The organism is Lederbergia sp. NSJ-179 (assembly GCF_022867885.1).
Classification (GTDB): Bacteria; Bacillota; Bacilli; order Bacillales; family Bacillaceae_C; genus Lederbergia.
In genome coordinates, this window is sequence record NZ_JALIFP010000009.1 from 1 (window position 1) to 13,847 (window position 13,847).

16 protein-coding genes are annotated in these 13,847 nt (G+C 37.7%); 7 read left to right on the forward strand and 9 right to left on the reverse strand.

Going from position 1 to position 13,847, the window contains the following annotated elements:
- Positions 1–290: 290 nt before the first annotated feature.
- From MUB24_RS08865 to MUB24_RS08875, 3 genes are all read right to left on the reverse strand, one after another.
- Positions 291–428, reverse strand: a complete 138-nt coding sequence (locus MUB24_RS08865; protein ID WP_244703225.1) for a hypothetical protein — start codon at positions 426–428, stop codon at positions 291–293.
- Positions 429–561: 133 nt separating this feature from the next.
- Positions 562–1,152 carry a CDP-diacylglycerol--glycerol-3-phosphate 3-phosphatidyltransferase gene (pgsA, locus tag MUB24_RS08870; RefSeq protein WP_244703227.1) on the reverse strand — a complete coding sequence of 197 codons (591 nt, stop codon included), beginning with the start codon at positions 1,150–1,152 and terminating at the stop codon, positions 562–564.
- A 617-nt stretch (positions 1,153–1,769) separates the two neighbouring features.
- The gene (locus tag MUB24_RS08875; protein WP_244703229.1) at positions 1,770–2,141 is read right to left on the reverse strand and encodes a VOC family protein; all 372 of its coding nucleotides are present in this window, start codon (positions 2,139–2,141) and stop codon (positions 1,770–1,772) included.
- A gap of 682 nt (positions 2,142–2,823) precedes the next feature.
- On the opposite strand from MUB24_RS08875, the gene MUB24_RS08880 reads away from it, so the two are divergent.
- Positions 2,824–3,174, forward strand: coding sequence for a nuclear transport factor 2 family protein (locus MUB24_RS08880; RefSeq protein WP_244703231.1), 351 nt, complete (start codon positions 2,824–2,826; stop codon positions 3,172–3,174).
- A 331-nt stretch (positions 3,175–3,505) separates the two neighbouring features.
- Positions 3,506–4,066, forward strand: a complete 561-nt coding sequence (locus MUB24_RS08885) for a histidine phosphatase family protein (protein ID WP_244703232.1) — start codon at positions 3,506–3,508, stop codon at positions 4,064–4,066.
- Positions 4,067–4,197: 131 nt separating this feature from the next.
- Here the strand turns inward: MUB24_RS08885 and MUB24_RS08890 are convergent, their stop codons facing one another.
- The 3 genes from MUB24_RS08890 to MUB24_RS08900 all read right to left on the reverse strand — a co-directional run bounded on the left by MUB24_RS08890 (position 4,198) and on the right by MUB24_RS08900 (position 6,534).
- Complete coding sequence (locus MUB24_RS08890; protein WP_244703233.1) at positions 4,198–5,076, reverse strand: GNAT family N-acetyltransferase; 879 nt, start codon at positions 5,074–5,076, stop codon at positions 4,198–4,200.
- A gap of 108 nt (positions 5,077–5,184) precedes the next feature.
- On the reverse strand, positions 5,185–6,042 hold the full coding sequence (locus MUB24_RS08895; protein ID WP_244703234.1) for a TrmH family RNA methyltransferase: 858 nt from the start codon (positions 6,040–6,042) through the stop codon (positions 5,185–5,187).
- Positions 6,043–6,267: 225 nt separating this feature from the next.
- Complete coding sequence (locus MUB24_RS08900; RefSeq protein WP_244703235.1) at positions 6,268–6,534, reverse strand: CD3324 family protein; 267 nt, start codon at positions 6,532–6,534, stop codon at positions 6,268–6,270.
- Positions 6,535–7,058: 524 nt separating this feature from the next.
- Here MUB24_RS08900 and tnpA point away from each other — a divergent pair.
- A complete protein-coding gene (gene tnpA, locus MUB24_RS08905) occupies positions 7,059–7,490 on the forward strand; it encodes an IS200/IS605 family transposase (protein WP_244703236.1) in 432 nt (143 codons plus the stop codon).
- A 103-nt stretch (positions 7,491–7,593) separates the two neighbouring features.
- Here tnpA and MUB24_RS08910 read toward each other — a convergent pair whose 3' ends face one another.
- Both MUB24_RS08910 and MUB24_RS08915 read right to left on the reverse strand, forming a co-directional pair.
- Positions 7,594–8,022 carry a phosphoglycerate mutase family protein gene (locus MUB24_RS08910; RefSeq protein WP_244703237.1) on the reverse strand — a complete coding sequence of 143 codons (429 nt, stop codon included), beginning with the start codon at positions 8,020–8,022 and terminating at the stop codon, positions 7,594–7,596.
- A 634-nt stretch (positions 8,023–8,656) separates the two neighbouring features.
- A complete protein-coding gene (locus tag MUB24_RS08915) occupies positions 8,657–9,211 on the reverse strand; it encodes a nitroreductase family protein (protein WP_244703238.1) in 555 nt (184 codons plus the stop codon).
- 353 nt (positions 9,212–9,564) lie between these two features.
- Here MUB24_RS08915 and MUB24_RS08920 point away from each other — a divergent pair, with 353 nt between their 5' ends.
- The 4 genes from MUB24_RS08920 to MUB24_RS08935 all read left to right on the forward strand — a co-directional run bounded on the left by MUB24_RS08920 (position 9,565) and on the right by MUB24_RS08935 (position 13,219).
- On the forward strand, positions 9,565–10,101 hold the full coding sequence (locus tag MUB24_RS08920) for a YceI family protein (RefSeq protein ID WP_244703239.1): 537 nt from the start codon (positions 9,565–9,567) through the stop codon (positions 10,099–10,101).
- Between the two features lie 178 nt (positions 10,102–10,279).
- The gene (gene lepB, locus MUB24_RS08925) at positions 10,280–10,837 is read left to right on the forward strand and encodes a signal peptidase I (protein WP_244703241.1); all 558 of its coding nucleotides are present in this window, start codon (positions 10,280–10,282) and stop codon (positions 10,835–10,837) included.
- Between the two features lie 21 nt (positions 10,838–10,858).
- The gene (locus MUB24_RS08930) at positions 10,859–12,859 is read left to right on the forward strand and encodes a DUF2207 domain-containing protein (protein ID WP_244703243.1); all 2,001 of its coding nucleotides are present in this window, start codon (positions 10,859–10,861) and stop codon (positions 12,857–12,859) included.
- Positions 12,860–12,922: 63 nt separating this feature from the next.
- Complete coding sequence (locus MUB24_RS08935) at positions 12,923–13,219, forward strand: hypothetical protein (protein WP_244703245.1); 297 nt, start codon at positions 12,923–12,925, stop codon at positions 13,217–13,219.
- 23 nt (positions 13,220–13,242) lie between these two features.
- Here MUB24_RS08935 and MUB24_RS08940 read toward each other — a convergent pair whose 3' ends face one another.
- The gene (locus MUB24_RS08940) at positions 13,243–13,803 is read right to left on the reverse strand and encodes a Uma2 family endonuclease (protein ID WP_244703247.1); all 561 of its coding nucleotides are present in this window, start codon (positions 13,801–13,803) and stop codon (positions 13,243–13,245) included.
- Positions 13,804–13,847 lie beyond the last annotated feature (44 nt).

Here is a 13,847-nt window from a genome sequence, read left to right on the forward strand (position 1 = left end):
AGTGCGTGACGATCATATTGGCTAACCTCCTTTCTGTTTACTTTATAGTTCCATTATACCGGAACGTGTATTCCTCCACAACCCAACTGTTGAATTTATTTACATTCTAAAGCCTTGCTCATTCATCCTCACTTTCATCCCACCTCTGAAGAAGTGGGCTTTCCCGTTCGGAAAGATCTGTAAATGATTTTCTTAATCGTCTATTATTCACTTTTTCCCCTCCTAACGCATATTAGGCCACAGTACCACTAGCAAAAGAGGATAGCAACTCTAAATCACACCATGATGCTTTACGTTGATCTCTTTACCGCATTTTCTTCTATCCATGCTGCTATTTCCTCAATGGGTGGCTTATCGTTAACCACAACTAACGTATAGTCTTCGACATCTTTTTCAAATGCTTTTAGCGCATAACCGTTTACATTCAACTTTCTTCATGGTTATAACTCATTATAAAACGCAAGATATTTTTAAAAAGCTGGGACTTGTATCAGAAAATTGGTCATAATTAGTATCATTTACTTGTCCGCCATAAACATAAAGCTTTTAGAATTGATTGGATTATCGTACCACGCCCTCCAGCACCGACCGATTCTTATACATATAATGAATTCCTGAATAAATAGTTAATAAGACAGCGATGCACATAAAAATATTGTGTAAAGGAAAATCACTTAACAAGCCAATAGGTTCAATCGCTGTTAAGGCCAAAACAATCGCGATCACCTGCGCCACCAGCTTATATTTTCCTAACCTGTCTGCTGCCATAATCTTTCCCTGACCTATCGCGACGATGCGAAAACTCGTGATAATAAACTCTCTCCCAATAATGATCATAGCGATCCATGTAGACAACTCACTTTTCTCAACGAGACAGATGAGGGCGGCAGCTACCAATAATTTATCGGCCAATGGATCAAGGAAAATGCCCAAATTGGTCACTTCATTTCTTTTTCTTGCAATATACCCATCCACTTTATCTGAACAGGCTGCAAGGATAAAAATGATGATAGAGATAACCAAGCCATATTGATTGATAAATCCTAAACTTGGAAAAAATGTAAGTAGAATCTGTGGTACCGGAAGTGCGAAAAGTAGAAAAATTGGTACCAAACCAATGCGCAACATAGTGATTTTATTTGCTAAATTCATATACAATTACTCTCCCCTTATATTTTCCTGACCTCATCTTACCATTTTATTGAAGCTACAAGCCGACTTATTTTTGAATGGTTTAAACTTTTTGCCTCTAAATCCTAATTTTCTTTATTATTAAAATGACCACCTGCCGGTAGATAGAGTTTGGCATGAATGTTGATGACAAAAGTCGTATCTCGGTTCTGAAGTTCTGCCAAAGTCCAGAGGCTAAAGCATACTCCAAATTTGACTAAATTCAATAAGACCAATTTTGGGTTTTTCTCCATTTTGGACCTTATAGACCTGTTTTAAGACCCTTTTTAAGAGGTTTTACCTTATTTTGGGTCTTATGAAACTGTTATAAGACCCATTTTCAGAGGGTTTACCGTATTTTGGGCCTTATGAAGCTGTTATAAGACCCTTTTTGAGTGGGTTTACCTTATTTTGGACCTTATGAAACTGTCATAATACAGCACAACTACTTTTTTGTACCCGTCTATACTTTCAGCTCATCCAAGTATGGATGCACAGATAAGAGAAAGGTTAAAAGCTAATAACATCTAAAGACGGTCGAGTTAAACCACGCATTTCTAACTTAGAATCTTTGTTTAATGTTATAAGGCGTTATCTTTTTAGTCTTCCCACTCTAGTAACTCGATCCGATTTCCAAACGGGTCATCCGTATAAATTCTGTTTGCATCAGGAAGATGCGGGTCCACAATGTACTCAACTCCATGATTGGATAAATGCTGTTTTAATGCTTCCAGATTTACTACTTCGAAAGCAGGATGGGCCTTTTTCGCTGGTGAAAATGATTCTTCAATCCCAATGTGAAGTTGATTCAATCCCGCTGAAAACCATACACCACCCCGTTTTCTTAATTCTTCAGGTTTTTCCAATTCCGTAAAACCTAAAATACCCGAAAAAAATTGTCTTGCTTGATTTTCCGAATTCTTTGGCGCTGCCAATTGAACATGATCAATCTTTTTAAAAGAAAATGACATTTCGTCTTCCTCCCCTTTTCCCTATTATTTCTTATTAAGTATAGAGAATATTGCTGATAAGGTTAAATACCTAAATATTATTTAAAGACATAAGTTTACCTTATGCAGATCAGAAATAAACAAATATTAATATAATGTTTGATTTCTCAACAATCCGTGAGATTCACATAATGATTTTTTAAATCTGTCTCAATTAAAAATTGTTTTTAACCATTGTTCCGGATATACTTGACTTGGACATGATGATGGCCTCCACCGCTCTTACAAAAAATCCATACCGTTATAGAGAATTGTTTTTTCATTTCCATTTTATTGCAGGATTAGTGTTAATTGTGTCGAATTGATGAGGATAGGACGAATATTGTTCATTTATTGAATTTACATTGTAAGGGCATTCAGGATTTTTCAACTACTTAATGAAAATTCACACGATGGTTTCGTTATGGGAAAAAGTCAAAGAATAAATCCTCATTAACTCAAAATTTCTAATAAACAATCGATTATAATTAGTTAAATACACAAAAACATTGATGATATAAAATCATAACACAAGTTTGATAGATGGGAGGATTGCAATGATTATTAAAGAAAGAAGTTATGGAATGGTCGATACAATTAGGATCTCGTTTCAATGTACTCCTATCCTGGCTATTGAAAATGTATTAAACGGGGAGAGAATTTGATGGAGTATTTATTACTGGTAGAACATATTCTTAATCTTGAAAAGCGATTAATGAACTATGACTATAAAGAATTTGATGAGCTTCTTGCAGATGATTTTTTAGAATTCGGGAGTTCAGGAAATTCATATGATAAAAAAGCACAACTTGATGCAGTTAAAGGAATAAATACGAATAATTCTATAAGTTTTACAGTAACAGATTTTAAAATTAAATTGTTAGCTACAGATGTTCTATTGTCAACGTATCAAACATTCAGACATAACGATAGTAAATATGCTTTACGAAGTTCTATTTGGAAAAAAAACGAAGGTAAATGGCAAATGATATTCCATCAGGGAACGCCTACCTAATAACTCCTTACTACATAATAACTCCTTACTACATAATAACAGGTATTAGTTTGTGAACCTTTCTACTTAAAGTAACTGGTGCGTTAGTTCAAAAAGGATTATTTTTACAACTGTTCCACTCATTTCCCAAGTTTGGTGGGCGGCTCTGCTCATATTGGCGTTTTCCGTACCTCTGTTTGCGCTTGATTAGATTGCAAAATTCAGGTAATAGTAACCTAATACAATGACGTTGCTAAGAGATGCTATATTCTATTATTCTCCATATCGATTAATCCAGGATAAAGAGTAGAAAAATTGAATAGCGAAGATTAAAATTTAGGAGTTGATTCATTTGCGGACAAACTTGTATTTGGTTAGACACGCTCATTCTACATATACACCAGACGAGTTAGGAAGACCGTTGTCAGAACGTGGCTTTGTTGATTCAACAACTGTAACCGAATTACTTAAAAAAGAAGCTATTGATTATGTGTATGCAAGTCCATATAAACGTGCCATGCAAACGGTTGATGGGATTGCTAACTACATAGGTCAAGAGTTTCAGATAGAAAATCATTTTAAAGAACGCGTTTTAGCGGAAAAACCGGTAGAAGATTTTACAGCCGCTATAACAAAAGTTTGGGAGGAGGATGATTTTAACTGGAATGGTGGAGAATCAAATAGAATGGCTCAAAAAAGAGGCGTTATAGCAACTTTACAGTTACTGAATAAACACGAGGGTAAAAACATAGTAATTGGTACTCATGGAAATATAATGGTATTAATAATGAATTACTTCGATCATCAATATGGATTTGATTTCTGGAAGAAACTTGAAATGCCAGATATTTATAAACTGTCATTTAACGGAACAAACCTGATAGATGTTCAAAGAATATGGGAAACATCCTAGCGATCTTGTTCTGAAAACGAGCAGAAATATTTATTCTACCAATTGCTATTGAAGCCGTTTCTGCTCTTTACCAGCATTGTGAGTGTAAGAGCAAATCTTAAAAGGTATTTTTAAAGGTTTGCCCTACATGCTCAGTACCTAGTTTTCTCCTGATTTTTGTTATATTTTAGGGTAGACGTTTTTCCCCCGGAGAGAAATCCTTTTTTTGTATATAGTTGGGCAGCATTGTTACCGGTCGTGACAAACAAACGAACGACAGGGTAAATTGGTTCTAACATATTTATCGCCCTATCTAACATAAAAGATGCTAATCCGTTTCTTCTATATTTCGGGCGTACAGCGATATCATATATTAGTGGCAGCCCCTCCCATAGTGAGACTAAACATAAACCAGCCATTTCTTTCGTATTTTTATTATATATAACGGTTGATGTCTTCAATAATTCAGGTTCTGCCTGTTGAAAATAAGACAACGTCTCATCTGTATAAGTCTTTTTATCTTTTTTATCCGGACTATTATGATCAAAGGCTTCCTCCAATAATTCTACTAACAACGGAATATCCTGTTCACATGGTATTTCATAATTGAAATTTTCATTTAATGATAAGGTCATTGCCTCAGTTGGGCGTATCATACATTCTCTCGTTTCCACATGAACAAACCCGTCTTCTAGAAAAGCAGATTTCTGTTCAGGCAATATATTATAGGCCCATAGATCATCTAGCGAATTCGTGTTGTTCAGTATATGCTCTTTTAGATCATGAACAAGCTGTTTTGTGATCGAATGAGAAGGCAGGCTAATCAACAAGCCAATTGATTCGTCCGGCAAGTAAGCACCTGCAACCCTTTCATTCCCTATTACTGCCCAATAGCAATCCTTAGAAGAACTCAACATTTCATTCAAAGAATTCCAACTCGGTCTGAACCATACATTTTTCCGATATGTGGCATAGTATTTTGAGAACAAAATAGGGTCTGCCTTAATGATTGAGTATTTTTCTAGTTTCATAAAAAAACACCCTCCTTGCTCTATTTATCTATTTAGGTCTGACTACATTTGAAACTGGCTCCTTTCTAAGCTGGTGTAGACCATTTTATGAATACTTTTCCAGAAACCCTATTTTTTGGATCCGGCCTTCTTCATCGTTATTTCATACACAATGACCGCTGTGGCCGTTCCCACATTCAGTGAATCACATAAACCATGCATGGGGATAAACAACTGTTGAGTGTGACAATCATACCACTCCTCGGAAATTCCATATCGTTCACTTCCAATGACCAAGGCTGTATTCCCTTCATATTCATACTGTTTATACGTTCGATTCGCACGGGTATCCGCGAGGTATATATGGAAATGATATTTCCTTAACCAGTTTATACAAGCTGTAACATCGGCAAATTCAATGATTGGTACAGTAAACGCGCCACCCATACTCGCTTTGATTAGTTTTGGATTGGTTAGCTTTACTTTTTTATTGCAAATAAAAATACCGTCTACCCCAGCTCCATCGCAGGTTCGTAAGATCGTGCCTATATTACCTGCTTGCTCCAAACCATCTAGGATGACAACCACAGGATGCTTTTTTAATTTTAACGATTCTATGTTATACCGTGGAAATAAACCGATTGAGATTAAACCATCCAGCTTATTTCCTTGGCTAAATCTTTCCATTACTTTCTTAGACACGACATATACATTTTTAGCTTTCTTTAAACTTTTTTTCACTAAGTGAAAAGCTTCCTCACTATAAATACATTCAGGACAAAAAAGAAGGGATTCTATTTCAATATCTGTTTCCATAAGCTTTTGATGAGCCCAGATCCCCTCTACAGCAAAGAGCATCTCGGTATCCGCATTTTTCCCATTGAGGATACTCCTGATTTGCTTGATTTTCGCATGTTGTCCGCCAATCGGTTGTAACTTCGTTTTATATTTTTCAAGTAGGCTTTTCAAGTCCATATGTTGATTCATAAGCATGCTCCCCTTTTAACGGTAAGTATAGGGAGTTCACAAACGAGATGATATATCAAAAACAAATCTAAATTGTTTTCGGCACTTTAGTAAGTCATTTAAAAACGGTTTTCGAATCATATAGACTTATATTTTTCTATCAAGTAAACGAATAATTGAAGGCAAGTTTATTTTTTCTTTAAACAAAAATAAGCTCATGAGTTGCCAAACCCACGAGCGTGTTAATTATTTTTTCGAATAGACAATTTTTTTAATACTGTCATAAGAGAGAGAATATTGAACGGTCAGCTGATCAATGGAGATTCCTTCGCTAAATTGTTGACGAATTTCAACATTTCGTTGCTTTAGAAATTCTCGATATCCTGAATTTTCGCCCCATTTTTTACGAACCCCTTCAGCATTTGGAATATAGACCATCTCCCCCTGAACATACTTCTGAATTTCCTTTAATAAATCCTTCGGAAAAACAGCATGTGCCTTCATGTATTTCATTCCAGCTCGCTCCTTAAAATAGTTGTGTAATTTTAAGGGAGCAAAGCCTATACTATCAACAGTTTTCACCATACAAGTCAGAATGAAATAAGCGGTTACAAATGTATACCTCCATGCAAACAACCGCCATTGTTCATAATATAGACTTTGCATGGAGCTTACCTAAGTAAACGAAATGTAAAAGACTCGGCATTTTGTCTATGCTCACTTTCCTTTGCCTCCTTTCTTCTACCACATTTTGCTTTCGTCCTGATTATACAATAAATAGGCAATCACGGATAGATTATTATATTTTAGTGAATGCCCCCTCCTTAACACCCTGTCGGTTTGTTTGAAGAAAGGGATTCCTGTTTTATGAACCATTGCATAATGGAGGTGTCCCAAATATTGTAATGTATCCCTTTGTCAAGACACAAAAATCATTTTTTCAAGTTACAAATGCGTGGTTTAACTCCACCGTCTTTAGACGGTATCAGCTTTTAGCCTTTCCCTTAAATGTCCATACTTTAGATAAGGTGAAGGTATTGGACGGATATAGAAAAAGTAGTCATGCTGTATATGACATCAAATACCATGTAATTTGGGTGACCAAGTACAGGTATAAGGTGCTACATGGACAGATTGCAATAAGGGCAAGGGAGCTGATACGACAAGGTTGTGAAGCAAGAGGTATTACCATTTTGCAAGGAAAGGTTGGAAAAAATCCTATTCATTTGTTATTATCTTGCCCACCAAGTATGGCACCAAGCAAAATCTTACAGTATTTGAAAGGAAGATCTTCAAGATTGTTGCAAGATGTATTTCCAGAACTTAAAAAGAGATATTGGGGTCAGCATTTTTGGGCAAGAGGATACTTTTGTGCAACAGTTGGCACTGTGACGGAAGAAATAATCAGAAATTATATAGCTGATCAATTCAATGAAGGTAACGATGAGATCTTCAAGATTGACGAATGAGTTTAGTCTTATTTCGAGTATGCTTTAGCCTTCGGACTTTGAGCAGGACTTCAGCCTGGGATATGACTTTAGTCATCGACATTTATGTCAAAATCCACCTGCTTTAAGCAGGTGGTCGTTTAAAAATGATCATTTCTCCGTTTTTATAATGGCGTTTCTTTTTGCCGCTGTAACCGGACTTTTCTAGGACCTTTGCTAACTCCATCAAAAAGAAGCCATGGGACACAATCAGGATGTTTTTCTGTTGGACAGACTCTAATAATTCCAGAAATTGTTCCGCTCTTTTTAAGGTGTCTGGTCTTTTTTCTTCTTGAGAAGAATGAGAATAAGACCAAGCCACCCTTCCCGCAAAATTCCATAGCGCTAAAGGGAGCTTAAACTTTTTTTGACTAAAAGCAGTGAGCGGAACTTCGCGAAGTAAAGGCGTCTCAATCATCTTACATGTACAAAGGTTTTTTGCGGTCTGAACAGCCCGTGGTAAATCACTTGTCAAACAAAGCTCCCAATCTTCTTCCTCATTATTTTTTTCCATTGGTAAAATAGGAGCCTCATCGTAATGCTCCACCCATTTGGCAAACTGTTCAGCCGTTAGCCACCCAGTCGGCCGTTCATCCTTTACTTTAAAATGACGTACAAGTCCTAGTTTAATTAAAATCCCTCCCCCGTTCCGCCCCTAAGGAAACTTCATCAATAAATCTAAGTCTATCACTTTGTCACTCCAGTTTCGAACAAACCCTTTATTTGTTAGTGAATGGATCTTGGGGTTGAGCTGTTGGAGACCATGCATATGTAGAACAAGGGAGAAGATAAACTGGAAAAGAACCAGAGGGGAAATCCCATCTTCCTTTCGGATATTTGCCTTATTTAGCAATGTGCCCAATTTAAGTTCTTTGAAAAAGCGCGAAATATAGGAATCAGCCTCGTTTTTCGGTTGAGAATTTGGTAAAATATTAGCCATAAAGCATCCCTTTCTTTGGTTATTGTTGTGGTGACTATATTTTACCAAAAAGGGATGCTTTTTTTGTGCTTTTTCGATAACTTTTTTGAGTAAACTCAGTTATATCAAGGGTTAATCAATGTTTTGTCACTGCGAAAGTTGAGTTAGACACTATATAAAAAACTGTCCCCCATCAAACTTAGATAGTGGACAGTTTTTATAACTCTATTTAGAATACCGTCATTTTTTGCTCCGGGTCCGTGCGCTGGCGCACTTTTCGAGTGACGATGGCTTTGTCGAAATAACCGATGTTCAGGACACCGATGATTTTTTCACCTGGTTGAACATTAAGAGCCTCACGGAATTTTGGATCACGGATATGCTGGGGGGTTTTCCATACCATGCCTAGATCTTGTTCCCATGCTAGTAGTTGCAAATTTTGCAGCATACAGCTTGCTGCTGCAAAGTCCTCTTCCGCTTGTTTTTGTCGTGGGTCATCATTGATGATGACAACAAGGAAAGCAGGAACATGGATGAATTTATCACGAGTGGCTTCTTGTTTATTTTTTTCATAACAAGGTAAAATGGCTTCAATAAAGGCTTCTCTTCGCTCCCCCGACACAAAGATAAAACGCCATGGTTCGCGAATTTTGTGGGTTGGCGCCCAGACAGCGTCTTTTAATAATGAAAGGACAAGTTCTTGGGTGACTTCTTTGTCCATGTATCCTTTTTTCACGGATGTTCTTTCCCGAATGACACGGGCAATGGATGTAGTCGCTAACATTTTTAACCTCCACAGATAATGATAATCATTTTCACATAAATTCATCATACCATGATTTCTTTTTTAAGCAAGAAAAAGGAGACTCGCGATCACTCTAGTAAAATCCATGGATCAATGTAACCGGTTCTGGCTCTTCTTTGGAAAATTGATACGCCTTCTGAATCCGCTCTACTACTTACTTAGCTTGTTACGTTTTACTGTGGATTTCTCAATTCTTTCTCAATCCCTTCCATTATCATTCTATTCTTTGATGATGTCAAAATCCCAAAAGGAAATCCTTTACAAGGGAAAACAATTTAACTATAATAACATTAGTTAGTTATTTTTTGTAACCTAAATCGGAGGGATAACAAATGACAATTTCCAAATGGGCCGTTGACACAGCGCATAGTAGTGTAGAATTTTCTGTTAGACATATGATGGTCTCGAAAGTGAAAGGGGCTTTTAATCAATTTTCAGCAGAGGTGGAAGCGGATGCCAATGATCTCACTACCGCAAAGATCTCCTTTGAAATCGATGTAAGCTCGATTGATACGAACAATGATGATCGGGACAAACATCTTCGCTCTGCCGACTTTTTCGATGTAGAGAACTATCCGAAGCTTACTTTTCTTTCCACAAAAGTGGAGAAAAAAAGGGGAAACCAATATGCTTTGACAGGGGATGTCTCTTTGCATGGGGTAACGAAACCTGAAACGTTCAACGTGACGTTTGAAGGGCTTGCGAAGGATCCGATGAGCGGGGCTGAAAAAGCCGGTTTTAGTGTGGAAGGCTCCCTAAAACGTAGCGAATATGGCTTAACCTGGAATGCGCCTTTGGAAACGGGCGGCGTCCTTGTCAGTGATGAAGTGAAAATTACATTGGACATTCAAGCAGCAAAGGTAGAATAATCTATCGAAAAAAACCACACAACAAAGACTGTGTGGTTTTTTTATTGAAAGCTTAGGGTTTATCGCCAGCAAAGGACTAATGCCCTATTCTTTATTTTTTCATGAAATTCCACCATTTCCATTCGATTTCTTCTTATAATATAAATAGGTTAGTAGGAATTTATTGAGGAGGGTATGTATGGAAGAAAAACCTCAAAAGAATGGAGAATGGGTGAAGACCTTCGCTTCTGTCTTGATTATTACGATCATCATTCGCACATTCTTATTTGCACCGGTCTCTGTGGATGGCGCTTCGATGGAGCCAACCCTTCATGATCGAGAAAAAATCATTGTGAGTAAAACAATCAATTGGGTGGGAGAAATTCATCGTGGAGATATCGTGATTATAAAAGATCCCGAAGAGAAAATGAATTATGTGAAAAGAGTGATTGGACTCCCGGGCGAAACAATAGAAATGAAAAATGATCATTTACATATTAATGGAGAGGAAATAAATGAGTCTTATTTAACGGAAGCGAAGAAGGTTACTAGTCTGCATGGTACCACGCTTACGGAAGATTTCGGACCCGTTACCATTCCAAAAGATCATTATTTTGTGATGGGCGATAATCGCCCTCACAGCATGGATAGCCGTGGAATCGCTCCTTTTTCGCTTGGTTTCATAGCAGAAGATCGTATTATTGGTAAAAGCAAGCTAGTTATTTTTCCTTTTAAAAATATACGGAAAACAAATTAATACTTTGCAAGATTCATACGAATGAGGGGCATTTTTGTTTCCGATCATCATAAGAAAGGTGTGGGAAGTTTTTTGTTTTCTCATTTAAAAACTCTTTTCATCACGATTCCGATCTTTTTAGTATTTCTCTTTCCCGCCAAAGCGGACGCTCGTTCTTTTTCAATCGATGCTGTTGATGTCAATGCCTATATTTATCCTGACGGTGATTTGTATGTAGAGGAATTGTATACCTATACGTTTGCAGGGAAATTTAATGGCACAACCCGAATTATTGGGGATGATGATTTTGATGGAGTGGAATTTTTTGAAGGCTACCAGGTTCCGGATGACGCGGAAATGGGAAAAATCACACCGGAAAACGTGACACCGCTTCAGGTAGAAAGGGAAGATTATACGTACAAAGTTCATCGTCCCTACAAGGATGAAACGAAAAAGGTCTTTTATCGCTATCGACTCAAAAACGTGGCCAATAAATACGAAGATGTAGGTGAATTTTATTGGCGTTTCTTTGATGGAATGGGGGATAATGACCTTAACCGTCTGCGTATCTTTGTCCAACTATATGGAGAAAATCAACTTTCAGAAAATACTCATGGATTTATGCATGATTTAACTGGTGGGAAAATGGAGCTGACAGAATCCGGATTATACTATCAAAATGAGAAACTTCCAGGTGGAGAACCATTTGAGTTAAGACTCTTATTTCCAAGTGAGTTTCTAAGTGAAATGGACTATACAGAGAACAAGGAAATGCTCCCAACCATGTTAGCGGAGGAAGATCATTATAAGAAGAAATTGTCGATGAGGAATAACTGGCTACCGATTTCCGAAAAAGTGAGTCTCGTTTTCTTCATTCTTTTTCTAGTACTCTCTTTGTATGCCATTATTTTTCCAAAGCGAATCATGCGGTTCTTTGGACGTTCAGCGGATTTTTCCGAAATAGAGAAAGTGGATTCTTTTACATTAGTAGCATTAAAACGAAAGCTAAAATTTATGCCGGAGGACATCAATGCCGTCCTTTTCCGCCTCCATCAAAAGGGCTATGTATCAGTAGAACACATCCCATCTAGCTTAGAATATCAGGAGAATGAGTATGCGCCAGATCATACGTTTACATTTATCTTAGAAAAGGAATGTTCTGATCTGTCCGAACATGAAAAGTATTTCATTGATTGGCTATTTACCGAAACGGAAGATGGAAAGCAAGTTTTTTCTTTAGATCAAATTCCTCTTAGCACGATTGGAACAGAGACACAGGATTGGCGGAATAAAGAACAACGAGTCAGAGAAATAAGGGATTTTGAAAAACAGTTTAAGGAATGGAAGAAACTGGCTTCCAAAGATCCAGAACTCCATCGTTGGATCGAACCTGTCAAGTTAAGGAAAATATTCAAATATGGAATCATTCCTGTGTGGCTTATATGGACTGCGATTAATTTATTAATGGGAATGGGCGACCGTTTGGAGGTTTATCTTGGAACGGCAGCAATGGCCATTGTCTATTTATTCATCGCGTTCGGGAAAAATGATCGTGTACTTTCAACCATATTATTTTTCATTTTGCTTGTAGCCATTTCTGCGGCTGGATTTGATCCAGGGATGGAATACTTACATGCAACGGCTTTTCCTTTAATGCTGATTTCCGCCTTCCTGCCAACCGTATCCCCTACGTATTATGGAGCAGCATATTATAGGGGAATGAAGAAGTGGATCAAAGGACTAAGAAAAAATCAGTTACAGCTTCCTACAGATGAGGCCCGATTGGAGACCTGTTTTCAACATGCCCTTGCATTAGAGCAAGGAGCTTTATTCGAAACGTATTACGGTGAGAAAATTCACGCAACAACCACAGGAGAACTTTATCCATTTCTGATTGCTCCCGTAGAAACAGCGCAAATTTATACTTATCATCACATTGCCTTCCAATCAACCTACAGCAGCAGCTATTCCTCAAGCAGTGGCGGTGGCTCTTCTGGCAGTAGCGGCGGTTCTGGTGGTGGCGGCGGTGCAGGCGCCTTCTAAAGTGCCTGGTACGCCCCGGATTTTTATTGGAAGAAAAAATAAAGGGAGGAAGTTTTAATCATTATGTTGTTGCTCATTTTGGGCATTGTTGTTCTTATTCTTAGTGTCATTATCGGCTTTTTCACAGGCAGTTTTTGGCTATTTCTGCTTGTTATTTTAGGCGGTATTGTCCTTGCCTCCATCCTCTTTGCCTTAGCCAGCTTGCACAACAGACAAGAGATTATTCTTTACCATTTACAGCTTCAAAGGGAACTCTTACGGAAACAGTTTGGTATAGCATTGAAAAAATGCCCGAATTGCCAATACGAATTCGATGCTGAGCTAAGCTCCTGTCCACGTTGTGGATCGAGAAAAGCGTAAGGAGATCCCTTTCGCTTTTCCATTTAAAAAATATTCGTCAAATCCAATTGCAAACCATTGAAAAGCTTGGAGGTGATTAGGCCAGTACTCACCTTTATGTCATGTTGCTCATACATTCCATCCTCATTCAAAGTATAAACAGTGATTGTGTCAAGCATCGGGTTCACAATCCAATATTCTTTCACCCCATAATTCATGTAGAGATTGAGCTTCGTGACGATATCATGCGACTGGTTAGAAGGACTAAGGATTTCAACAATCAAATCAGGAACACCGACATATCTAGCATCCGTAAAGCCAGTTTTGTCACAAATAATACTAATGTCCGGTATGACGACTTTTGTCCCTTCGATGTTCGTACTTTTTAATTCAATATCATAAGGTGCATGAAACAACTCACATGGTTTCCCATCAAGAAAGTCCTCAAACGCTCGTTCAAGCTTGCGTGAAACCCGTTGATGTTTTGTCGAAGGTGATGGAGACATGTAAATCACTCCATCAATATACTCTAGTAAAGCATCACTGTTTTCGCGAATTTGCCAATACTCTTCTATTGAGTGCGTGCCACTACGGTATAAATGCATGTCAAATTCCCTCCCAAACTTCATTCTTTTACCTACAGTATACC